Source organism: Pseudomonas sp. FP2309 (assembly GCF_030687575.1).
Classification (GTDB): Bacteria; Pseudomonadota; Gammaproteobacteria; order Pseudomonadales; family Pseudomonadaceae; genus Aquipseudomonas.
The window spans coordinates 4,951,597-4,973,301 of sequence record NZ_CP117439.1 but is presented as its reverse complement, the minus strand read 5'-3'; the positions used below and the strand labels follow the sequence as shown (position 1 = coordinate 4,973,301).

Annotated in this window: 24 protein-coding genes and 3 pseudogenes; 14 read left to right on the top strand and 13 right to left on the bottom strand. The window is 62.5% G+C overall.

Annotated elements, in window-relative coordinates:
• Positions 1 to 3: 3 nt before the first annotated feature.
• The 3 genes from PSH59_RS22925 to PSH59_RS22915 are packed head-to-tail and all read right to left on the bottom strand — an operon-like array spanning position 4 to position 2,599.
• Positions 4 to 1,269, bottom strand: coding sequence for an ABC transporter permease (locus tag PSH59_RS22925; RefSeq protein ID WP_305393741.1), 1,266 nt, complete (start codon positions 1,267 to 1,269; stop codon positions 4 to 6).
• A gap of 1 nt (position 1,270) precedes the next feature.
• On the bottom strand, positions 1,271 to 1,981 hold the full coding sequence (locus PSH59_RS22920) for an ABC transporter ATP-binding protein (protein WP_248078687.1): 711 nt from the start codon (positions 1,979 to 1,981) through the stop codon (positions 1,271 to 1,273).
• A 6-nt stretch (positions 1,982 to 1,987) separates the two neighbouring features.
• A complete protein-coding gene (locus PSH59_RS22915; RefSeq protein WP_305393740.1) occupies positions 1,988 to 2,599 on the bottom strand; it encodes a DUF2796 domain-containing protein in 612 nt (203 codons plus the stop codon).
• Between the two features lie 132 nt (positions 2,600 to 2,731).
• On the opposite strand from PSH59_RS22915, the gene PSH59_RS22910 reads away from it, so the two are divergent.
• A complete protein-coding gene (locus tag PSH59_RS22910; protein WP_305393739.1) occupies positions 2,732 to 3,079 on the top strand; it encodes a hypothetical protein in 348 nt (115 codons plus the stop codon).
• On the opposite strand, the gene trxA is transcribed toward PSH59_RS22910, so the two are convergent.
• Genes trxA through PSH59_RS22895 form a run of 3 tightly spaced genes read right to left on the bottom strand, consistent with a single transcriptional unit; the run spans position 3,076 to position 5,095 of the window.
• The gene (gene trxA / locus PSH59_RS22905) at positions 3,076 to 3,948 is read right to left on the bottom strand and encodes a thioredoxin (protein WP_305393738.1); all 873 of its coding nucleotides are present in this window, start codon (positions 3,946 to 3,948) and stop codon (positions 3,076 to 3,078) included. The two genes, PSH59_RS22910 and trxA, sit on opposite strands and share 4 nt — an antisense overlap.
• A 32-nt stretch (positions 3,949 to 3,980) precedes the next feature.
• Positions 3,981 to 4,643, bottom strand: a complete 663-nt coding sequence (locus tag PSH59_RS22900) for a methyltransferase (protein ID WP_248078676.1) — start codon at positions 4,641 to 4,643, stop codon at positions 3,981 to 3,983.
• Positions 4,640 to 5,095: a YbaY family lipoprotein gene (locus PSH59_RS22895; protein ID WP_248078673.1), complete on the bottom strand. Its 456-nt coding sequence runs from the start codon at positions 5,093 to 5,095 to the stop codon at positions 4,640 to 4,642. Before PSH59_RS22895 ends, PSH59_RS22900 begins: the two co-directional genes overlap by 4 nt.
• A 139-nt stretch (positions 5,096 to 5,234) precedes the next feature.
• On the opposite strand from PSH59_RS22895, the gene nrdR reads away from it, so the two are divergent.
• From nrdR to PSH59_RS22840, 11 genes and pseudogenes are all read left to right on the top strand, one after another.
• Positions 5,235 to 5,705, top strand: a complete 471-nt coding sequence (gene nrdR, locus PSH59_RS22890; protein ID WP_053258286.1) for a transcriptional regulator NrdR — start codon at positions 5,235 to 5,237, stop codon at positions 5,703 to 5,705.
• Complete coding sequence (gene ribD, locus PSH59_RS22885) at positions 5,702 to 6,838, top strand: bifunctional diaminohydroxyphosphoribosylaminopyrimidine deaminase/5-amino-6-(5-phosphoribosylamino)uracil reductase RibD (protein ID WP_248078671.1); 1,137 nt, start codon at positions 5,702 to 5,704, stop codon at positions 6,836 to 6,838. The genes nrdR and ribD overlap by 4 nt, the downstream gene beginning before the upstream one ends.
• A 47-nt stretch (positions 6,839 to 6,885) precedes the next feature.
• Positions 6,886 to 7,548: a riboflavin synthase gene (locus tag PSH59_RS22880; RefSeq protein WP_305393737.1), complete on the top strand. Its 663-nt coding sequence runs from the start codon at positions 6,886 to 6,888 to the stop codon at positions 7,546 to 7,548.
• A 15-nt stretch (positions 7,549 to 7,563) separates the two neighbouring features.
• Positions 7,564 to 8,655, top strand: a complete 1,092-nt coding sequence (gene ribBA / locus PSH59_RS22875) for a bifunctional 3,4-dihydroxy-2-butanone-4-phosphate synthase/GTP cyclohydrolase II (protein ID WP_248078666.1) — start codon at positions 7,564 to 7,566, stop codon at positions 8,653 to 8,655.
• A gap of 88 nt (positions 8,656 to 8,743) precedes the next feature.
• Positions 8,744 to 9,220, top strand: coding sequence for a 6,7-dimethyl-8-ribityllumazine synthase (gene ribE, locus PSH59_RS22870; RefSeq protein ID WP_003194576.1), 477 nt, complete (start codon positions 8,744 to 8,746; stop codon positions 9,218 to 9,220).
• Complete coding sequence (gene nusB, locus PSH59_RS22865) at positions 9,217 to 9,717, top strand: transcription antitermination factor NusB (RefSeq protein ID WP_064454328.1); 501 nt, start codon at positions 9,217 to 9,219, stop codon at positions 9,715 to 9,717. Before ribE ends, nusB begins: the two co-directional genes overlap by 4 nt.
• Before the next feature lie 17 nt (positions 9,718 to 9,734).
• Positions 9,735 to 10,700: a thiamine-phosphate kinase gene (thiL, locus tag PSH59_RS22860; RefSeq protein ID WP_248078663.1), complete on the top strand. Its 966-nt coding sequence runs from the start codon at positions 9,735 to 9,737 to the stop codon at positions 10,698 to 10,700.
• A gap of 3 nt (positions 10,701 to 10,703) precedes the next feature.
• Positions 10,704 to 11,147 (top strand): annotated as a pseudogene (locus PSH59_RS22855) (transporter substrate-binding domain-containing protein); the annotation flags it as partial.
• A gap of 129 nt (positions 11,148 to 11,276) precedes the next feature.
• Complete coding sequence (gene ribA, locus PSH59_RS22850; protein ID WP_305393736.1) at positions 11,277 to 11,894, top strand: GTP cyclohydrolase II; 618 nt, start codon at positions 11,277 to 11,279, stop codon at positions 11,892 to 11,894.
• Complete coding sequence (locus tag PSH59_RS22845; RefSeq protein ID WP_305393735.1) at positions 11,891 to 12,310, top strand: MFS transporter; 420 nt, start codon at positions 11,891 to 11,893, stop codon at positions 12,308 to 12,310. The genes ribA and PSH59_RS22845 overlap by 4 nt, the downstream gene beginning before the upstream one ends.
• Positions 12,307 to 13,107: a cobalamin-binding protein gene (locus tag PSH59_RS22840; protein ID WP_248078651.1), complete on the top strand. Its 801-nt coding sequence runs from the start codon at positions 12,307 to 12,309 to the stop codon at positions 13,105 to 13,107. The genes PSH59_RS22845 and PSH59_RS22840 overlap by 4 nt, the downstream gene beginning before the upstream one ends.
• 153 nt (positions 13,108 to 13,260) lie before the next feature.
• Here PSH59_RS22840 and PSH59_RS22835 read toward each other — a convergent pair whose 3' ends face one another.
• The 7 genes and pseudogenes from PSH59_RS22835 to ycaC all read right to left on the bottom strand — a co-directional run bounded on the left by PSH59_RS22835 (position 13,261) and on the right by ycaC (position 20,021).
• Positions 13,261 to 15,159: a TonB-dependent receptor domain-containing protein gene (locus tag PSH59_RS22835; protein ID WP_305393734.1), complete on the bottom strand. Its 1,899-nt coding sequence runs from the start codon at positions 15,157 to 15,159 to the stop codon at positions 13,261 to 13,263.
• Positions 15,160 to 15,238: 79 nt separating this feature from the next.
• Complete coding sequence (dxs, locus tag PSH59_RS22830) at positions 15,239 to 17,137, bottom strand: 1-deoxy-D-xylulose-5-phosphate synthase (protein WP_305393733.1); 1,899 nt, start codon at positions 17,135 to 17,137, stop codon at positions 15,239 to 15,241.
• A gap of 99 nt (positions 17,138 to 17,236) precedes the next feature.
• The gene (gene ispA, locus PSH59_RS22825; RefSeq protein ID WP_017525996.1) at positions 17,237 to 18,124 is read right to left on the bottom strand and encodes a (2E,6E)-farnesyl diphosphate synthase; all 888 of its coding nucleotides are present in this window, start codon (positions 18,122 to 18,124) and stop codon (positions 17,237 to 17,239) included.
• A complete protein-coding gene (locus PSH59_RS22820) occupies positions 18,121 to 18,363 on the bottom strand; it encodes an exodeoxyribonuclease VII small subunit (RefSeq protein ID WP_003176346.1) in 243 nt (80 codons plus the stop codon). Before PSH59_RS22820 ends, ispA begins: the two co-directional genes overlap by 4 nt.
• 74 nt (positions 18,364 to 18,437) lie before the next feature.
• Positions 18,438 to 18,550 (bottom strand): annotated as a pseudogene (locus tag PSH59_RS22815) (Fic family protein); the annotation flags it as partial.
• 190 nt (positions 18,551 to 18,740) lie between these two features.
• A pseudogene (locus PSH59_RS22810) lies at positions 18,741 to 19,085 on the bottom strand (RHS repeat-associated core domain-containing protein); the annotation flags it as partial.
• A gap of 303 nt (positions 19,086 to 19,388) precedes the next feature.
• A complete protein-coding gene (ycaC, locus tag PSH59_RS22805; protein WP_099584642.1) occupies positions 19,389 to 20,021 on the bottom strand; it encodes an isochorismate family cysteine hydrolase YcaC in 633 nt (210 codons plus the stop codon).
• Between the two features lie 369 nt (positions 20,022 to 20,390).
• Here ycaC and PSH59_RS22800 point away from each other — a divergent pair, with 369 nt between their 5' ends.
• Together PSH59_RS22800 and PSH59_RS22795 are read left to right on the top strand one after the other, a co-directional pair.
• Positions 20,391 to 20,972 (top strand): YjfI family protein, encoded by a 582-nt coding sequence (locus tag PSH59_RS22800; RefSeq protein ID WP_248078642.1) that lies wholly within the window; start codon positions 20,391 to 20,393, stop codon positions 20,970 to 20,972.
• Positions 20,973 to 20,989: 17 nt separating this feature from the next.
• The gene (locus PSH59_RS22795; RefSeq protein ID WP_248078638.1) at positions 20,990 to 21,688 is read left to right on the top strand and encodes a PspA/IM30 family protein; all 699 of its coding nucleotides are present in this window, start codon (positions 20,990 to 20,992) and stop codon (positions 21,686 to 21,688) included.
• The last annotated feature ends 17 nt before the right edge of the window (positions 21,689 to 21,705 follow it).

Sequence of the window (21,705 nt, the reverse complement as noted above, 5' to 3'; positions counted from 1 at the left end):
TCCTCATAAACGTATGGACAGGCCATCGGCCAACGATTGTCGATAAGCACGCCACGCGGGCACGGCGCCCATCAACAGCGCAGCGCCCAGGATACCGGCGAGCAACGTCCATTCATATTCGCTCGGCCAGGACATCGGCAGGTCCAGGCCGTAATTGGCCTGCAAGTACCCGCGCGACGCGGCGATGCACACATACAGCAAACCCACGCCCGCGATCACGCCGGACACGGCGAGGACGAAGGCTTCGAAGATCAACAGTGTTGCGATGTGCCAGGGGCGCGCACCCACCGAACGCAGGATTGCCATTTCACGGCGGCGTTCGTTGAGGCTGGTAAGGATCGCCGTGAGCATGCCGATCAGGCCGGTCAGCACCACGAACAGTGAGATCACGAACAGCGCTTTTTCGGCAGTGCCCATCATGCTCCACAGCTCTTGCAGCGCCACGCCGGGCAGGATCGCCAGCATCGGCTCGCCCCGAAACTCATTGATCTCGCGCTGCAGGGCAAAGGTGGAAATCTTGTTGTTCAGGCCGAGCATAAAGGCGGTGATGGCCTGCGGGGTCAGGTCCATGTTGCGCGCCTGGTCGGCGCTGATCCGACCTTTGCCCTGAGCCGGCACGCCGTTGTGCCAGTCGATATGAATCGCCTCCATACCGCCGAGGCTGATATGCAGGGTGCGGTCCACCGGTGTGCCGGTGCGCTTGAGAATGCCGACCACGGTGAACGGTTTGTCATCGTGCTTGACCAGGCTGACGACCGCCACGCCGTGGGCCAGTACCAGTTTGTCGCCGAGCTTGTAATGCAGGGCGTCGGCCACTTCGGCGCCGAGCACCACTTCGAACGGGTCGGTGGCGAACGCGCGGCCGCTGGCCAGTTCCAGGTGCTGCTTGCGCCCGTACTGGTAGTGCTCGAAGTACGATTCGTTGGTGCCCATCACCCGGTAGCCGCGATGGGAATCACCGAGGGAAATCGGGATCGCCCATTTCACCTGGGGGTTGGCGGCGAAGTGCTCGTAGCTGTCCCAGCGGATGTTGTTGGTGGCGTTGCCGATACGAAACACCGAGTAAAGCAGCAGGTTCACCGAACCGGAACGCGCGCCGACGATCAGGTCGGTGCCGCTGATGGTGCTGGCAAAACTGTTGCGCGCTTCGACGCGCACCCGTTCCACCGCCAGCAGCAGGCACACCGACAGGGCGATGGCGAACGCGGTGAGGATCGCGGTAAAGCGGCGGTTAGCCAGGCTGGCCATGGCTAGACGAAACAAATACATCTCAAACCTCTGCGGGCGTTGCGGCGCGATTGAGTTCGGCCAGCGACAGGTTGCGGTCGAACAGCGGCGCGAGGCTCTGGTCGTGGCTGACAAACAACAGGCTGGCGCCGGCGTCGCGGCATTCAGCGAACAGCAGCTGAAGGAAGGCTTCGCGGGCGTCGTAGTCCAGGGCCGAGGTGGGTTCGTCGGCGATCACCAGTTCCGGTTGGCCAATCAACGCACGGGCAGCGGCCACGCGCTGTTGCTGGCCGATGGACAGCGAGTCGGCGCGGCGTTCCAGCAGGCCTGTGTCTTTTAACCCCAGGTGTGCGAGCAAGGCTGCGGCGGCCTGGTGGACACTGCCGTGACGCTGCCTGGCACGTTGTGCACGCAGTTTGGAAAAGTGGCAAGGCAACTCGACGTTTTCGCGCACCGACAGAAAGGGCAGCAGGTTGAACTGCTGGAAAATATAGCCGGTGTGGTCGACGCGAAAGCGGTCGCGGGCGCCGGCCGAGAGTTCGGTCAGCTCCTGCCCGAGCAGGCGAATGCTGCCCCGGCTCGGCTTCTGCACACCGCCAAGCAGCCCCAGCAGCGTGGTCTTGCCGCTGCCGCTGGGGCCCTTCAGAAACAGGGTTTGCCCCGCTTCCAGGCGGAACGCGGGGATGTCCAGCAACTGGGGGTGACCGGGCCAGTTAAAGCCCAGGTCAGCCAGTTCGATCAATGCGTGGGTCATGGGTACTCAGAACTTCAGGGTGGCTGCGGTGGCCGTCGCGTCAACGCCTTGCTGGCCGCTTGGGCCGATCAGTTGTACCTGAATTTTCTGGGTGGCGGGGAAGGTCTTGAACACTTGGCTCAGGTCCAGGTTGCTCAGGGCTGTCGGCGTGGCGCAGGTGAATTGGTAGTGGGCGTGGATTTCGCTGTGATCGTGATGATGCTCGTGGGCGCCGTCTTTGGCGTCGTGGTCGTGATCATCATCTTCGTCGTGATCGGCTTCGGGTTTGTCACCGAACAACGGGCTGTTGAGTTCCTGGGTGCTGACCACGCAGCCGGCAGCCTTGGGCAGATTGAACAGCGCCGCAGGGTTCTCCAGCAGTTTGCGCGTGGCAGCGACCTTGGCCTTGTCGGCAGCGCTGGTGGCCGCGTGTTCGAAGCCCACCAGATTCATCGCCGGGCTGTCCAGCTCAAGCTCCAGGGCCTGGCCGTCGAGCACCGCGTTGAGACGGCCGACCCCGTGTTCGTGGGCACCGAGGCTGCCGTGCTCATGGTCATGATCGTGGTCATGTTCGTCCGCCGCATGGGCAATGGCCAGTGGCAGCAGGGCAAACGGCAAGGCGAGCAACAGACGACGCATGGGAAGGCTCCGGAACATGAAAGTTATGTTATGTGATCTTATAACAATAGTGCGCAGAGTTTGACCGTCCGCTTGGCGTTGCGCAAGCCGCATGGGAGCATGCCCGTCAGAAAAAGTGCAGGAGTAAGGACGATGTTGCGAATTCGTGGAACCATCGGCGACCTGCCGGTGGACTTGACGCTGGAGCTGGATGACGGCGATTGGGCCCGGCTGGGCTCGCAGCTACAGCCCGCGCCCATGGCGGACGCGCCTGCCGCGGCGGTTGCCCCGGTCAAGCAGCGTGATGACCTGTGGCAGAGCGCCCAGGACCTGTTGCGCAATGCCGGGCAGCTCAGCGGACTGGAACTGCTCGATCAACTGGAAGGTTTGGCGGGCGACGCCTCGGCGGCCAAGCGCCTGTTGGTGCGCTTGCGCCATAGCCCCAAGGTCAACGTGGCCAGCGGCGGGGATACGCCGCTGTACAGCTGGATCAGCGATTAGTACAGCGCGGCAAACAACTTGCGGCGGTACACGGTGACCAACGGGTGATCGTTGCCCAGCAGCTCGAATACCTGCAGCAAGGTCTTGTGCGGCAAGCCTTCGCTGTAGCTGCGGTTGCGGATAAACAACTTGAGCAGGCCTTCCAGTGCTGCGTCGTACTGCTGGCGCGCCAGTTGTTGAATGGCCAGTTGGTAGGCAGCCTCATCATCCTGCGGGTTTTGCGCCAGGCGGCTTTTCAGCTCGGCGGCGTCCGGCAGGTCGGCGGCCTGGCGCAGAAAGGTGATCTGCGCCTTGGCCCCGGCGAGCGCGGCTTTATGCTCATCGCTCTTCACCGCATCGAGCACGGCCTGGGCTTCACCCAGCTCACCGCGTTCAGCCAGGCAACGCGCGTACAGAATCAGCGCGGCGGCGTTGGTGTTGTCCTCGCCCAGCAGCGTAACCAACAGGGCTTCGGCGTCACTGATGCGGCCTTCGGCGAACAACGCCTGAGCCTGCACCAAGGGATCAGCCGCTTTCGGTGCCGGCATTTGCACATGTGGCGCGAGCAGCGCACGCACCGCCGACTCCGGCTGTGCCCCGGCGAACCCGTCCACCGGCTGGCCATCCTTGAACAGCACCACGGTCGGCAGGCTTTGGATGCCAAAACGCGCAACGATGTCCTGCTCGGCCTCGCAATCGACCTTGGCCAACAGCAACTCGCCCTGATAACTCTCGGCAATCTGCGCGAGCATCGGCATCAACGCCTTGCACGGCGCGCACCACTCGGCCCAGAAATCCACCAGGACGGGCTTTTCGAAAGAGTTCTGGATCACGGCCTGGTCGAAATTGGCGGTGGTGACGTCGAAGATATACGGCGTGGGCTCACTCATGGGGCGTCTCGAATAAAGCGGGAATGGGGCAACTATAAGGGCTGGCGCCGCGAATGGTACAGGCTCACCTTGCGAAACTCCCAGGGCTCGGCCAGGTCCGGCAACGTCAGGGCGTCCAGGATCTCCAGGCGCTGATAGGCCGGGTGTTGAAAGTCGCGCACCCGTGAGTCGGCTACCAGTGCTTCACGGCCTCGGCTGAGGAACTGGTCCAGCAGTGGCAGGTTGGCGCGGTCGTACAGCACATCGGCCACCAGGATCAGGTCGAAGCGGTCGGCTTCGCCAAAGAAGTCCGCCGAATACGCCAGCGCCACGTTATTGAGTTCGGCATTCGCGCGGCACGCCGCCAGAGCCAACGGGTCCAGATCGCAGGCCACCACTTCCAGCGCGCCGGCTTTAACCGCGGCAATCGCGGCAACACCGGAGCCGGTGCCAAAGTCCAGCACGCGCTTGCCGGCGACCCATTCGGGGTTGGCCGCCAGGTAACGCGCCAGCGCCAGGCCGCTGGCCCAGCAAAAGCTCCAGTAGGGCGGTTCATGCAGGATGCGCCGGGTTTCTTCCTGGCTGAACGCACGGTCCATGTTGTCCGCATCCAGCAGCCACAAAGACAGCTCAGTGCCCGGCAGCGGGCTGGGCACCAAGTGCGCGTCGCCGATCAGTTCGCTCAGGGCGCGCTGCAAGTCCAACGGTGGCGTCATGGGGCTTTGACAAGCTCCAGGGGGCCGGTGGTCTGGGTGATCGCCTGGGTGATGCGCACGGCGGGCAGGTGCAGGATCAACTGGCCAGACTGGCTCGCGCGGCCACGCACTTCAACGCGCGCGCCGGCCGGGAAGGCGTCCGGGTTGAAGCGCAGGCGGAAGGCCAGGGGCTTGCCGTTACCGGTGAGCACGCTGCTGGCGAGCAGTTGTTGAGGGCGCGAACGGTCGTCGATCACCAGCAAGGCCATCTCGACTTCGGCACCGGCGGGCACATTGGTCAGGCTGCCGTTGATTTCACGCTGGTAGGCGGGCAGAGGGCCGAGGTCTTCGATACCGGGCACTTTTTTCTCTTGCGCAGGCAGCGGTTGAGGCGTTGACGGCTTGGGGGCTTCGCTGCTGCAGGCGACCAGGACACTGAACAACGCGAGTAAAACAAAGGGTCGTAACTGCATGTACGGCTCCAGAAAGGGCAAAATCCGTGACGTGAAAGATTAGAAACATAATAGCCCGCCTGTATACCGCAAAGGCTATGGCTTGTCTTGCCACGGGGATGCGCTACCATGGCCCTCCCTTTTTTTGTTGCCTGCCACCATGCACTGTCCCTTCTGCGGTGCCAACGACACCAAGGTCATTGACTCGCGTCTGGTCGCCGAGGGCGATCAAGTGCGTCGCCGGCGCGAATGCCTGGCCTCTGGCTGCGGTGAACGTTTCACCACCTTCGAAACCGCCGAACTGGTATTGCCGCGTCTGATCAAGTCCGACGGCAGCCGCCAGCCCTTCGACGAAGAAAAACTGCGCGCCGGTATGCAGCGCGCCCTGGAAAAACGCCCGGTGAGTGTCGAGCGCCTGGAAGCGGCGCTGGCGCATATCAAGCACAAGCTGCGGGCGACCGGCGAGCGCGAGGTCAAGAGCCTGGTGGTTGGAGAACTGGTGATGGGCGAGCTGCAAAAGCTCGACGAAGTCGCCTATATCCGTTTCGCTTCGGTGTATCGACGCTTCCAGGACCTCAACGAGTTCCGCGAAGAGATCGACCGCCTGGCCCGTGAGCCGGTAAAAAAATGACCCCACCGTCTGCTGAACAGGCCGTCCTCGATGCCCATTACATGGCCCGCGCCCTCGAATTGGCGCGCAAGGGCGTGTACACCACCCACCCCAACCCGCGTGTCGGCTGCGTGATTGTGCGTGACGGCCAGGTTGTCGGCGAAGGCTGGCACGAACGCACCGGCGAACCCCATGCCGAGCCCAACGCGCTACGCGCCGCCGGTGACAAGGCCCGTGGCGCCACGGTGTACGTGACGCTCGAGCCCTGCAGCCATCACGGTCATACACCGCCCTGCGCCGATGCGCTGGTGAGTGCCGGCGTGGCGCGCGTCGTGGCCGGCATGCAGGACCCGAACCCGGAAGTGGCGGGGCGCGGTATGCAGCGCTTGGCCCAGGCCGGTATCGAGGTGCGCAGTGGCGTGCTGGAAAGTGAAGCGCGGGCATTGAACCCGGGTTTCCTCAAACGCATGGAACAGGGCCTGCCGTTTGTGCGGGTCAAGCTGGCGATGAGCCTGGACGGGCGCACCGCGATGGCCAGCGGCGAAAGCCAGTGGATCACCGGCCCCGCCGCCCGTGCCGCCGTGCAGCGCCTGCGCGCCGAGGCCAGCGTGGTATTGACCGGCGCCGACACGGTCCTGGCCGATGGCGCGCGCCTGACCGTCCGCGCCGCCGAATTGGGCCTGGATGAAGCCACCACAGCCCTGGCCATGTCGCGCCCGCCGTTGCGGGTGCTGATCGACGGCCGCCTGCGGGTGCCGCTCAACGCCCCGTTTTTCAAGGCCGGCCCGGCGCTGGTCATCACCTGCGTCACGCCGGAAAACCAGTTCCCGCGCGGCCCTGAATGCCTGGTGGTGCCGGGTGTGGAAGGCCAGGTCGACCTGCGTTCGGCGCTGGTGGCGCTGGCCGCCCGTGGCGTTAACGAGGTATTGGTGGAGGCCGGTCCAAGCCTGGCGGGGGCATTTGCCCAGCAAGGGCTGGTCGACGAATACGTGATATTCGTCGCCGGCAAGTTCCTCGGCTCCGCCGCCCGGCCTTTGCTGGACTGGCCGCTTGAGAAACTGGCCGATGCCCCCCAACTCAAGATCACTGACATGCGTGCTGTAGGCGATGACTGGCGAGTCACTGCCATCCCTGTGCCAGCAGCGAGCGTATAATTCTGACCGGGCGCTCAAGCGCCCGTACCGTTCTCCAGGAGAAGCCCATGTTCACCGGCATCATCGAATCCATCGGCAGCATCCGCGCCATGACCCCAAAAGGTGGCGACGTGCGCCTGCTGGTTGAAACCGGCAAGCTGGACCTCGGCGACGTCAAGCTCGGTGACAGCATCGCCGTCAGCGGCGTGTGCCTGACCGTCGTCGAGTTGGCAGGCAACGGTTTTGCCGCCGATGTGAGCCGGGAAACCCTGGACTGCACCGCGATGAGCGACCTCAAGGCCGGCAGCCCGGTCAACCTGGAAAAAGCCCTGACCCCCACCACCCGCCTGGGCGGTCACCTGGTCAGCGGCCACGTCGACGGCGTCGGCGAAGTGATCTCGCGCAGCGAAAATGCGCGCGCCGTGGAGTTCCGCATTCGCGCGCCCAAAGCGCTGGCCAAGTACATCGCCCACAAAGGCTCGATCACCGTCGATGGCACCAGCCTGACCGTGAACGCCGTCAATGGCGCAGAATTTGAACTGACCATCATTCCCCACACCCTGAGCGAAACCATCATGGCCTCGTACCAGCCGGGTCGTCGGGTGAACCTGGAAGTCGACTTGCTTGCCCGTTACCTGGAGCGCCTGTTGCTGGGCGATAAGGCCGCAGAGCCCGCCGCCGGTAACATCACTGAAAGTTTTTTGGCCGCTAACGGCTACCTGAAATCCTGACCAAGGGGGTGCCACGTGGCGCTCAATAGCATCGAAGAACTGGTTGAAGACATCCGCCAAGGCAAGATGGTCATCCTGATGGATGACGAAGACCGCGAGAACGAAGGCGACATCATCATGGCCGCCGAGGCCTGCAAGCCTGAGCACATCAACTTCATGGCCAAGCACGCTCGTGGCCTGATCTGCATGCCCATGAGCCGCGAGCGCTGCGAACTGCTCAAGCTGCCATTGATGGCGCCACGCAACGGTTCGGGGTTTGGCACCAAGTTCACCGTATCGATTGAAGCGACCACCGGCGTGACCACCGGCATTTCCGCCGCTGACCGCGCCCGTACCGTGCAAGCGGCCGCCGCCAAAGATGCCAAGGCTGAAGACATCGTCAGCCCCGGCCATATCTTCCCGCTGATGGCCCAGCCCGGCGGCACCCTGGCCCGTGCCGGCCACACCGAAGCGGCCTGCGACCTGGCGCGCATGGCCGGGTTCGAGCCGAGCGGGGTGATCTGCGAAGTGATGAACGACGACGGCACCATGGCCCGTCGCGCCGAACTCGAGACCTTTGCGGCAGAACACGGCCTCAAGATCGGCACCATCGCCGACCTGATTCACTACCGGATGATCCACGAACGTACCGTTCAGCGGATTGCCGAGCAGCCGCTGGACAGCGAACTGGGCCAATTCAATTTGGTGACCTACCGTGATTCGGTGGAAGGCGACGTGCACATGGCGCTGACCCTGGGCACCATCAGCGCTGACGAGGCCACCCTCGTGCGCGTGCACAACATGGACCCGCTGCGCGACCTGCTGATGGTCAAACAACCGGGCCGTTGGAGCCTGCGCGCCGCCATGGCAGCAGTGTCCGCGGCCGGCAGCGGTGTGGTGCTGCTGCTCGGCAACCCGGTGGACGGCGATGTGCTGCTGGCGCATATCCGCGAAACCGCCGAGCAGACTCCAGCGAAATCACCGACCACCTACAGCATCGTCGGTGCCGGTTCGCAGATCCTGCGCGACCTCGGTGTGCGCAAAATGCGCCTGATGAGCGCACCGATGAAATTTAATGCGATATCCGGATTCGATCTGGAAGTTGTAGAATACGTGCCCTCCGAATAAAGGCCGGCGCTGTTTGCCCCTTGTTCGCAGTTAAATCATCACTGAGGGACGCACTTTTCGCGTCCCGGCTCTTTAAGAGATTTGTCGAATGACCCTGAAGACCATCGAAGGTACCTTCATCGCCCCCAAAGGCCGCTACGCCCTGGTGGTTGGCCGCTTCAACAGCTTCGTGGTTGAAAGCCTGGTAAGCGGTGCCGTGGATGCCCTGGTTCGCCACGGCGTGAGCGAGAGCGATATCACCCTCATCCGTGCCCCTGGCGCCTTCGAAATTCCACTGGTTGCGCAAAAAGTTGCTCAACAGGGTGAATACGCGGCAATCATCGCCCTCGGCGCGGTCATTCGTGGCGGTACTCCGCACTTCGAATACGTGGCCGGCGAATGCACCAAGGGCCTGGCCCAGGTGTCCATGGAGTTCGGCGTGCCGGTCGCGTTCGGCGTACTGACCGTTGATTCCATCGAACAAGCCATCGAGCGTTCCGGTACCAAAGCCGGCAACAAAGGCGCTGAAGCGGCCTTGTCCGCCCTGGAAATGGTCAGCCTGCTGTCGCAGTTGGAGGCCAAGTGATTTCCGACGAAAGCGATCGCTTCAACCCACGCGACGAGCGCCCGGCAGATGCCGGCAAGCCATCGAAAAGCGAAAAGCGCCGTGCTGCACGCCAGCTCGCGACCCAGGCGCTGTACCAGCGCCATATGGCCGGCACTTCGCTGAACGAAATCGAAGCGCAATTTCGTGTCGATAACGACTTCACCTTTGCCGATCAGAGCTACTTCCACGACATCCTGCACGGTGTGCCGGCCAACCTGGACGAGATCGACAAGGCGCTGGCGCCGTGCCTGGACCTGACCCTTGAAGAGCTGGACCCGGTTGAACTGGCCGTGTTGCGCCTGTCTACCTGGGAACTGCTCAAGCGCGTCGACGTGCCGTACCGCGTGGTGATCAACGAAGGTATCGAGCTGGCGAAAGTCTACGGTTCGACCGACGGTCACAAGTTCGTCAACGGTGTGCTCGACAAGCTGGCCCCGCGCCTGCGTGAAGCCGAAGTGAAGGAACACAAGCGCTGAGTTGCGCTTGAGTTCCCATGGGTGAGTTTGAGCTGATCCGCAATTACTTCGCCGCCGCGCCCTGTGCGCAGGGCGGCGAAGGTATCGCGTTGGGGATCGGCGATGACTGTGCCTTGCTGGCGCTCCCGCCTGGGGAGCAACTGGCAATCTCCACCGATACCCTGGTGGCCGGCGTGCACTTTGCCGACCCCTGTGATCCGTTCCTGCTCGGCCAGCGCTCGCTGGCCGTGGCGGTGAGCGACCTGGCCGCCATGGGCGCCAACCCTCTCGCGTTTACCCTTGCCCTGACCACACCGACGGTCGATGCCGATTGGCTGCAACGCTATGCCCAGGGTTTGAACGCCATGGCGCAAAGCTGCGGTGTGGGCCTGGTGGGCGGCGACACCACGCGCGGGCCCCTGAGTTTGACCCTCACCGTGTTTGGCCGCGTGCCGGCAGGGCAAGCGCTGACGCGCAGCGGTGCGCAACCGGGCGACCTGCTCTGCGTGGGGGGCGACCTGGGTAACGCCGCAGGCGCTTTGCCGCTGGTGCTGGGCCAACGCAGCGCCGCTGCCGCCATCGCCGACCCGCTGCTGGCGCACTACTGGTCGCCGCAACCGCAGTTGGCGTTGGGCCTGGCCATCAGGGGCAAGGCGACGGCGGCGATGGATATCTCCGACGGGCTGTTGGCCGATTGCGGGCACATTGCCAAGGCGTCGGCCGTCAGCCTGTCTGTTGAGCAGCACCGGTTGCCGTTGTCCAAGGCATTGCTGGCCTTTGTCGGTGAGGAGCAGGCACAGGTGGCGGCATTGAGCGGCGGCGACGATTACGTGCTGGTGTTCACGCTACCGCCCGTCGAGTTGGCACCGTTGCTGGCCGAAGGTTGGCCGGTGCACGTTATCGGCCGAGTCGAGGCAGGGCAGGGCGTAACCCTGCTCGACGCCCGCGGGCAGGACATCACCCCAGCCATCCGTGGCTATCAACATTTTCGCGAGACGCCCTGAATCGGCGTGCTGTACCCGCACTGGCATTTCGATTTCGACCCGATCTACGCCCTGGGGCTGGCCATTTCGCCCACCCCCAGCGCGGCGATGCTGGGTGATTACCGCCTGGCCTGGGTGCGGGGTTACAAGTACGAGGCGTACTTGCCGAATGTGCGTCGCTTCAATCAGATCCAGCGACGCGATGGCATTTTGCCGATGCTCCAGCATGGACGGGCCGATTTCTACATCGATGCCCTCAACGAAGCCCGATACGTGCTCAGTCAGGCCGCCGACCCCTCCACGTTTCGCCTCACCCACATCCTCGACCTGCCGCTCTACGTAGGTTTTGCCGACACCGAGCGTGGACGCGCACTGCGCACGGTGTTCGACCAGCACATGGCTGTCCAGGTGAAAAGCGGCGAACTGAAGCCGATTTTTCAGCACTGGAAGGCGCCGTATCCGTTCTGACCTGCATAGAACCGGGACGAAGGCCAATCGAACCGATTGATCTTTATCAGCGATCATTCAGCTTAAGCGTCTGTAGGAACCTGCTGTTACAATGCCCGCCTCTGTGAAATCTGAAATCAGGAGCACACGGTGCCCGTCGTTTTCGTCGCTGCTTCCAAGCTGCCTACCCCTTTTGCCACGTTCACCATGAATGGCTTTCTCGAAGAAGCCACCGGTCGCGAGCACGTCGTGCTCAGCCTGGGCGATATCGCGGATGGCTTGCCGGTGTTGGGGCGTGTGCACTCCGAGTGCCTGACCGGTGATGCGCTGTTCAGCCAGCGCTGTGACTGCGGCTCGCAGCTGGAAGCCGCCATGCGCGCCATCGCCCATGAAGGCCGTGGCGTGCTGCTGTATTTGCGTCAGGAAGGTCGTGGCATTGGCCTGTTGAACAAGATTCGCGCCTACGAACTGCAAGACGGCGGCGCCGATACGGTCGAGGCCAATGAGCGCCTGGGCTTTGCCGCCGATCAGCGCGACTATGGGATCTGCCTGCCGATGCTGGAGCACCTGGGGGTCAAATCCCTGCGCCTGATGACCAACAACCCGCGCAAGGTCAAAGCCTTGACCGACATGGGCATTACCGTGGCCGAGCGCGTGCCGCTGCACACCGGGCACAACCCCCACAACAAACTCTACCTGGCCACCAAAGCCAGCAAGCTCGACCACATGATGGGCAACGAGCATCAAGGCGAGGTCGACCGCGCGTGACCCGTGGTCAGGTCAAGCGGCGACTGTCGTTCAGCTGGTGGCAGTATCTGGCCCTGGCGCTGCTGCCATTGTTCGTGATCAATCTGGTGTTTGGCCGCGGCGAAGCGCTGCTGCCGGTATTGGCCATGCCGTTCTTTATCGCCGGCGTGGCCTCGATGTTTGTCAGCCTGCGCTACTTCAACGGCTATAAACACGCACTGATCGCCACCTCCAAAGCCCTCGATACCCCCGAAGAACCGGCTGCCTGGATCACCCTGGCAGCACGTCGGCGCACGGCGTTGCTGGTGGCGGCGCTACCGGCCTGGATCGGCGCGCTGGCCGTGTTTGTCGGTCTGGAAGCGGTGCCGTTGTTCTTGCTGGCGCTGTCGACGATGGTGCTGTTTTACCTCTACCGTATCCCGCGTCAGTTGGGATGAGGCGCCACTGGCTGGCGGTTCTGCTGCTGGCAACGAGTGCCCAGGCCTCGGCCGCGGAGCGGGTGGTGAGCCTGGCGCCGTCGCTGTCGGAAATTGTGCTTGAACTGGGGGCCGCCGACCTGCTGGTGGGCGTGCTCGATGGCGGTGAGCGGCCGGCCGCGTTGACGCAGGTGCCGTCGGTGGGCCGATACGGCCAGTTGAACATCGAGCGCCTGCTCAGCCTCAAGCCCGACTTGATCCTGCTGTGGCCCGGCAGCCTCGGCCCGGCCCAGCGTGAGCAGTTGCAACGCCTGAATATCCCCGTCTACGTGGCTGAACCCCATAGCCTTGAACAACTGGCCACTCAGGTCGAAGCCATTGCCCAACAGCTGAATCGGGCCGATGCCGGTCGCCAGTTGGCCGCCCAACTGCGCCAGCGCCTGGCCGAGTTGCGCCGACGTTATCAGCGCGCCGCGCCGTTGCGGGTGTTTTACCAAGTGTGGGACCAGCCGCTCTACACCGTTGGTGGTGGGCAGATCATCAGCGATGCGTTGACGGTCTGCGGTGCGCGCAACGTGTTCGACGACCTCGCGCTGCCTGCGCCGCAGGTCAACCTCGAGTCGGTGTTGCAGCGTGATCCCGAGGTCATCCTGGCCGCAGATCAGCCACAACTGGATGCCTGGAAGGCCTGGCCCCAAGTGAGCGCGGTTGCGACCGGGCGATTACTGCAGGTGCCGGACAAAGGCCTGGAGCGGCCGAGCGCTCAGATGGTGGAGGCAGTGGCGAAGCTGTGCCAATTGATTGCACCACAGCGCTAGCCTGAGTCTGGGCATTTTCCGACGGGTTATTAAGACCTGAACGTCGGCTTCACCGACAGGCGCGCGGACGGCTTCATCACCTGTGCCGAGGCAATCAAAGCGGGTTACCTGAGCGACAACGAACCTATGCGCCAGGTCTATTGAGTCGAGCCGCTACAGGTGGGGCGTCCACGTGAGGCCCAACAGCCAGGTGCGCCCCTCTTCGCGGTAGTCGTGGTTGTTGGAAAAGTCCGCTGCGTCATAGCTGTAGCGGGCCCGCGCATAGCGGCGGTCCAGCAGGTTGTCGACTTTCAACGACACACTGACGTCATGATTGATTGCCCAGCTGCTGCGCAGACCGAGCAGCGCATAGCCGCCCAGACGGTTGCGGTTGTCTTCGTCGTCATAGCTGCGGCTGATTGCCTGCCAGCTGGCGCCCACCCCGAATCTGTCGAATTGCCGGTCCAGGTCCAGGCTCAACGTGCGCCGTGCGCGGCGGGCCAGGGTATGGCCGCTGTCGCGGTCACGCGGGTCGATGATCGAAAGCCCGAGGTTGCCCTGCCAGCCGAATAACGTTTGCTTGAGCGCCGCTTCAAAGCCATTGATGCGCGCCGACGCCACGTTCTGCGGCTTGCCGCTGCTGTCGAGGATGATCGCGTCGCTCAGGTCGGTGCGGTACAGCGAGGCTTCCAGGTGCGTGCTGTCGGTCAGCTGACTGCGCCATTGCAGCTCGTAGCTTTTTGAGGTTTCGGGCTGCAGGTTGGGGTTGCTGTACTTCGTGTCCGGGTAATACAGGTCGTTGAAGGTCGGCGCGCGAAAGCTTTCGCTGTAGGTCAGCAGCAGGTCATTGTCGGGGTTGACCGGCACGGTCAGGGTGCCACTCCAGCTATTCTGGCCGCCGAACTGTTGGTTCTGGTCGCGGCGCAGGCCCAGCTCGGTGGAGAACCACTCGCTGTGGAAGCGGTGCTGCACAAAGGCGGCGCGGTTCCAGCGGCTGTTCTCACTGAAAGTGGTGGAGCCGTGAAAGCGGTCTTCGTACCAGTCGCCGCCCAGGATCAAGCTGTTCTGCTCATTCAGCGTCAGATCGTTCTGCCAATTGACCGAGTCGCGGTAGGTGTTGAAGACGCTGAAATCATCGCTGAGGGTATCGCGCTTGGTGTCGCGGTTCTCGCTGTGGCCCAGCTCGAGGCGCGACTGCCAGCGTTCAGTGAGTGTGGCGTCGACATAACCGCTGGCGCTGCTCACGGCGTAGTCGGTATAGGGTTTTTGCCCCACTGTTTGCCCGCTGGCGGCGTCGTAGCGGCCGAAGCTGTTGTCGTATTCCGACTTGCCTCGGCTATCCAACAGGTTGAAACCCGCTGCCAGCGCATCATTGAACGCATGGCTGAGGTTCAGGCTCAGCGACTGGTTACGGTAGGCGTCATGGTCGCCGTCGCTGGGGAAGGATTGGCGGGTTGAGTTGATTCCGGCGGTGTCATCCAGGCTTGCACCCAGGTTGAAGCGCGTGTCTTCATCGCCGCCCGACAGCCCCACGCTGCGCTCCCAGGTCTGGCGGCTGCCAGCCCCCAGCTTCAGCCGCGGCTGCAGGCCCTGTTCGGCGTTGCGCCGGGTGAACACCTGGATCACCCCGCCGATCGCATCGCTGCCGTAGATCACCGAGCGTGACCCGCGCAGCACTTCCACGCGTTCGATCTGGTCGACGTTCAGGTACTGCAGGCCGCTGTCGCCGGACGTGGTATTGGCGATGCGTTGGCCGTCCACCAGCACCAGGCTTTGCGCGGACTTGGTGCCGCGCAGGTAAATCCCCGGCAAGCTGCCACGCCCGCCGGTGGGCGCTACTTGTACGCCGGGTACGCGGCCGAGCAGGTCGGTGAGGCTGGTCGGTTGCAGGCGGTCGATGTCTTCGCGGGTAAACACACTATTGGCGGCGCTGCTGTCGTTGCGCGCCTGTACCTGGCGGTTGGCGCTGATGACCACATCGGGGAGTTTAAGGGCGTCGTCGCGGGTGTCGGCGAGCAATTCAGGGGCGGGCAGCAGCAACAGCAGGGGAAGGGCGAGGCGCAGATGTTTCATGGGCGGTCCATGGCGGTTGAGGGTGACACAAAATCCACCGTGAGAAGGGCTTGCCCCTCCCCACAGGTTGATTCGGTTTCTATAGACCCAGCAGCGCCATGCGCTCGCGCACCGAAGCCTCGATTCCGGCTTCATCCAGTCCACACTCCGCCAGCATCTGCGCCGGCTTGGCGTGTTCCACGTAGACATCCGGCAAGCCCAGGTGCAGCACCGACTTGAGGATGTTCTCCCGCGCCAGGAACTCACTGACCGCCGCACCGGCACCGCCCATGATGGCGTTTTCTTCGACGGTCACCAGCAGCTCATGGCCGCCGGCGATCTCGCGGACCAAGGCCTCATCCAATGGTTTGACGAAGCGCATGTCGATCACGGTGGCGTCGATCTTCTCGGCCACTTGCAGTGCTTCGGCCAGTTGCACGCCGAACACCAGAAAGGCGACCTTGCTGCCCTGGCGTCGCACGATGCCCTTGCCGATCTCGATCGGCTCCAGGTCTTTTTCGATCTGCGCATTCGGGCCATTGCCGCGTGGGTAACGCACTGCAGCCGGGCCGTTGTACAGGTGGCCGGTGCTGAGCATCTTGCGCAGTTCGTTCTCGTCGCTCGGTGTCATCACCAGCATGCCGGGGATGCAACGCAGGTAAGACAGGTCGAAACTGCCGGCGTGGGTCGGGCCGTCTTCGCCCACCAGGCCAGCGCGGTCGATGGCGAACAGCACGTCGAGGTTCTGTACCGCCACATCGTGTACGAGCTGGTCGTAACCGCGTTGCAGGAAGGTAGAGTAGATCGCCACCACCGGTTTTGCGCCTTCACAGGCCATACCGGCCGCGAAGGTCACCGCGTGTTGCTCGGCAATCGCCACGTCGAAGTAGCGCAGTGGGAAACGCTCGCTGAAGGCCACCAGATCGGAGCCTTCCTTCATCGCCGGGGTGATGCCTACCAGGCGCGGGTCGGCAGCGGCCATGTCACACAGCCATTCGCCGAACACGCCGGAGTACTTCGGCCCGCTGGGCTTTTTCGGCGCAGCGGCGGGGGCGTCGAGCGGTTCCAGCTTGGTGATCGCGTGGTAACCGATCGGGTCGACTTCCGCCGGGGCGAAGCCTTTGCCCTTTTTGGTGACGATATGCAGGAACTGCGGGCCCTTGAGGTCACGCATATTGCGCAACGTAGCGATCAGCGTCGGCAGGTCATGACCGTCGATCGGGCCGATGTAGTTCCAGCCCAGCTCTTCGAACAGGGTGCCGGGCACCAGCATGCCCTTGGCATATTCTTCAGTGCGACGGGCAATTTCCCACGCGCCGGGCAGGCGCGAGAGCACTTTCTTGCTGCCTTCGCGCATGCTGGCGTAGGTACGGCTGGAGAGAATTTTTGCCAGGTAATTGGACAGGCCGCCGACATTGCGCGAAATCGACATGTCGTTGTCGTTGAGGATCACCAGCATATTGGCGTCCACTTCCTGCGCATGGTTCAGCGCTTCGAAGGCCATGCCGGCGGTCAGCGCGCCATCACCGATCACGGCAATCGCCTTGCGGTCGCTGTTTTGCAGACGGGCGGCAATCGCCATGCCCAGCGCTGCGCTGATCGAGGTGCTGGAGTGGCCGACGCCAAAGGTGTCGTACTCGCTCTCGGAGCGACGCGGGAAGGCGGCGACGCCGTCCTTCTGGCGCAGGGTGCTCATGCGCTCGCGGCGGCCGGTGAGGATTTTATGCGGATACGCCTGATGACCCACGTCCCATACCAGCCGGTCGTCCGGGGTGTCGAACACGTAATGCAAGGCGATCGTCAGCTCGATGACGCCCAGGCCCGCGCCGAAATGCCCACCGGTCTGGCCGACCGTGTAGAGCAATTCCAGGCGCAGTTCATCGGCCAGGGTTTCCAGCTCGGCTTCACCCAGTCGACGCAGGCCGTCCGGCGTGGCAGCACGGTCGAGCAGGGGCGTGGACGGGCGCTTGCGGGGAATCTCTTGAAACGTCGTGGGCATCAGGCGAATCGTTATAGGTATAAGAAGAGGCGGCAGTTTACCTCAAGCATCGCAAACTGCCCACGCAGAGCACCGAAGTTGGCCGATATGCGGCCTTTATCAGTGGCGGCGTTCGACGATATACCGCGCCAGGTCACGCAATGGCTCGGCTGCCGCGTCGAATGGTCGCAGGGCGTCCAGCGCCTGATCGCGCAGCTCCAGGGCGTAGGCCTTGGCGGCTTGCAGGCCGAGCAGTGCCGGATACGTCGGTTTATCCCGTGCGATATCGGCACCCTGACGTTTGCCCAGGGTAGCGGTGTCACTTTCTACGTCGAGAATGTCGTCCTGCACCTGGAAGGCCAGGCCGATGGCTCGGGAATAGGTCTGCAACGCCGCCAATTGGGCCGCGTCGGCGCGACCACTGGCCAGGGCGCCCAACTGCACGGCGGCTTCGATCAGCGCGCCGGTCTTGTGGCGGTGCATGTGTTCGAGGGCGGTTTGATCCAACTTGAGGCTGACCGAGCCCATGTCGATAGCCTGCCCCCCTACCATGCCGGCCGGACCGGCGGCCAGGGCCAGGTCGGTGACCATGCGCAGACGGATCTCGGCGTTGACACTGCTCAGGCGCGGGTCCAGCAAGGCACTGAACGCCAGGCTTTGCAGGCCATCGCCGGCCAGAATCGCATAGGCTTCGTCAAAGGCTTTGTGGGTGGTCGGCTGGCCGCGACGCAGATCGTCATCGTCCATCGCCGGCAGATCGTCGTGCACCAGAGAATAGGCGTGGATCAACTCCACCGCACACGCCGCACCATTGGCCTGCTCGGCGGGCGCGCCCAGTGCTTCGCAGGCCGCATACGCCAGCAACGGGCGTACACGCTTGCCGCCATTCATCACGCTGTAGCGCATGGCCTCGTATAAACGCTTCATTTCCGGGCTTGGCGCAACAAACAAGGGCTCCAGCGCCGCATTCACCCGGGCTTGGCTACTGGCCTGGTACGCGTCGATCATTCCGGCTGTTCCGCATCGAAAGGTTCCTCGGCCAACTCGCCGTCACGCTCGAGCAACACCTGCACCTTCTGCTCGGCCTGCGCCAACGCGCTCTGGCAGTCACGGGTCAGGCCGATGCCTTGCTCAAACGCTGTCAGCGAGTCCTCCAGCGACAACTCGCCGTTCTCCAGACGCTCGACCAGGGTTTGCAGGTCGGCGAGGGATTGTTCGAAATCGAGTGCAACTTTTTTGCGGGCCATGGCGGCTATTCCGGTAGACGGTAAACCGGCGCGACACTAGCAGACATGGGGGATGGGGGCAAATGAGTGGGGTGTCAGCGGTCCGCTGTATTGACCTGATAACGCGTGCTGCGGCCGCCTCCCAGGAGACGGATCAGGCAGTTTTTTCCAGCAGGTCGGCCAGGTGTCGTGTGGCTCTTGCGTTGGAGTAATTTTGAAACAGGTATCAAAATCAGCACGGTTTTTTTGCGGTGGTGGCCTATTAAAAATAGAAAAAATACCCGTTTTATTAGCTATTGCTGATTCGTTTATGTGAATTAACTTCTGTAGAAGTTCGGGGCGTTCAGGTAAGAAAAAGCTTTTTAGTATTTTAAGTGTTTGGTCGAGCTCTTTGAGGTCGGTGATGTATTCATCTTCAGCGGATCCACCCACCCCGTAGGATTGGGCGCGTACTGGTAGGCGTTGATCCCGCCCGCCAGCTTCACCGGGTCTGGCGTCAGGTAACGACCAATATCCGGATTGTAGTAGCGATGGCGGTTGTAGTGCAGTCCGCTTTCCTGATCGAAGTATTGGCCTTGGAAGCGCAGCGGGTGTTCGACTTTTCCGACGTCGAGTCGGCTGATCTGGCCGTAGGCGCGATAGTGCGCGGACCAGACGATCTCGCCGTCTGGAGCGGTGAGTTCCTGAGGCGTGCCGAGGTGGTCGAGTTGGTAGTGGTAGGGCTTGGTTTCGTTGGGGCCGAAGTGGGAAGCGTGGGTCATCCGTGACGTCTCGGCAGAGGGCAAGGCGTGGGAGTCTGCCGCAGCAAAAAGCGGCTGGATGAACGGGTGGGAAAATCAGAATAGGCTGACGAACAGGGTGTAAAAATCGGCGTCAACTGATGGGCAAGGGCTACTTAAAATAGCGACATTGCGCATTGGAAACGGGGCTTTCCAAGGCAGGAGGAAGGGAGCATTGTTCGGCCTGCGTTCAGATCTGTGCAAGTCCTTGCATAGATGCGCAAAAGCCTGCTTTTCAGGGCAGGCTTGTCGTGCAACGTGGATCACTTATTTCTGATGAGCTGTCAGCGCCGCATACCCGTTCATCAAGTTCCGATAGTTGGGAATGCGCTGGGACAACAGGTTGCCCAGGCCTTCGATATCGTTGCGCCAGTCGCGGTGCAACTCGCACGCCACCGAGAACCAGTTCATCAACTGCGCACCGGCCTGCGTCATCCGGCTCCACGCCGCCTGTTGCACCGTGGTATTGAACGTGCCGGATGCATCCGTCACCACAAACACCTCAAACCCTTCCGCCAGCGCCGACAAGGTCGGGAACGCCACGCACACATCCGTGACTACGCCAGCAATGATGATTTGCTTGCGGCCGGTGGCTTTGATCGCCTTGACGAAGTCTTCGTTGTCCCACGCGTTGATCTGGCCTGGGCGAGCGATGTAGGGCGCGTCCGGGAACATCTCTTTCAACTCCGGTACCAGCGGGCCATTGGGGCCTTGTTCGAAGCTGGTGGTGAGGATCGTCGGCAGGTTGAAAAACTTGGCAAGGTCGGCCAGGGCCAGCACGTTGTTCTTGAACTCGTTGGGCGAGAAGTCCTGCACCAGGGAGATCAGGCCGGTCTGGTGGTCGACCAGCAGAACGATGGCGTCGTCTTTGTTCAAGCGGCTGTAGGTTGGCGTGCTCATGGTTGAATCCTTTTTTGTTTAGGTTGGTTGGGCGTTGCGTTCAACATGGGCACAGATTAAAGGGCGGCTGGCGGCGGATAAATCGGCTGGAATGGGTAATACCGTCAACTCAGAAGAGACAATCATTGATTGAGTACCAAAACCATCGTTCTTTTGCGGCCAAAAAGTAATACAAAAAATCTCACGCGTGAGCTATTGAGTGCAGCAAACATTGCCTGTAGATTTTCTCACGCGTGAGTTTTTCACAGCGAGGTCAGAACCATGAACAGCAGCGCTCCATCGAGCCCCTCCACCGGGCCCGGTACCCATTCAGCAAGCCTTCAGGGAGAGCGCTCGAAGCCGTCCGCGAAAAAGCCATCGAGCTTTTACATGAAGCAGATGCGCGCGGGCCTGGCGGCCGCTGGCTACGTGAAACACGAAACTTGGGTGCTTCCCGAAAACCGAAGCCTGCTCAAGCAGATGGAGAAACAGCTTCGCCAGCCGATTCTGGCTGGCTCATTCATGTCGGAGAATTTCATGAGCGCAGGTACCAACTGGAATATCGATCGCCTCTTCACGGCGCTTCAGGCCCTGGATGAAGTGGTGTCGAAGGACATTTCGCTTTCTCTCGTCCAAGGCTCCGAGTCCAGCATCAAGTTGGAAATGAACGACTTCGGAGGTTTGCCGATTTACATCGCGGTGGTGGGCGAGCAAATCATCGTGGACACCGTTCTGGTCGACGTCGAGTCCATCAACGACGTACCGGCCTTCAATGACGCCGTGCTGCGCAGCCGGGAAATGTTCCCGCTGTCGTCGATAGGGATCGAGTCGATGCCGAACGGGCAAGTTGTTTACAACATGTTTGGCGCGTTGAGCTCCGACTCCAGCCTGACCAACATCGTGACCGAGGTGAAAACCCTGGTCGATAACGTGCAACGCGCCAGCGAAGCCTTCGAACGTTTCTTCAATTAAGTATTCGGGAGTACCCAATGACTCAGTCCATCTGGAGCAAACTGTTCACCGCGCTGCGTGGCGGTGCCAGCGAAGTCGGCGAATCGATCGTCGACCAACAGGCCCTGCGCATCCTCGATCAGGAAATTCGCGACGCCGACAGCGCGCTGGCCAACGCCAAGCGTGAGCTGGTCAGCATCATGGCCAAGCACAAACTGGCCAATGATCGCGTCAGCGAGTATGACGCCAAGATCAAGGACCTCGAGTCCAAGGCGATGGCAGCCCTGCAGGCCAACCGTGAAGACCTCGCCATGGAAGTGGCCGAAGCTATTTCGACCCTGACCAACGAGCGCGACGTCGAGCAAAAGCAGGCTGCCGAGTTCGGTGGGTATGCCGACAGCATGCGCAAGGACATCACCAAGGCCGAGAGCCGCATCAAAAGCCTGCGCCAGCAAGTGGATATGGCCAAGGCGCGCGATAGCGTACAAAAGGCTCAGGTCAGCGCCTCCATCGCCAGCGGTGGCGCCAACGGCAAGCTGGAAACCGCGGTCGGTACGCTCAATCGTCTGCAGGCCAAGCAGCAGCAACGCGCCGCTGAGTTGCAGGCCCAGGATGAACTGGTCGAAGCGTCGACGGGCACCGACCTGGAGCGCAAGCTGCGTGACGCCGGCATTACGCCGAACGAAGGCAGCGCCAATGCGATTCTGGAGCGACTGAAGCAGAAGTCGGCCGAGTAAGCTGCGTGGCGGCAGGG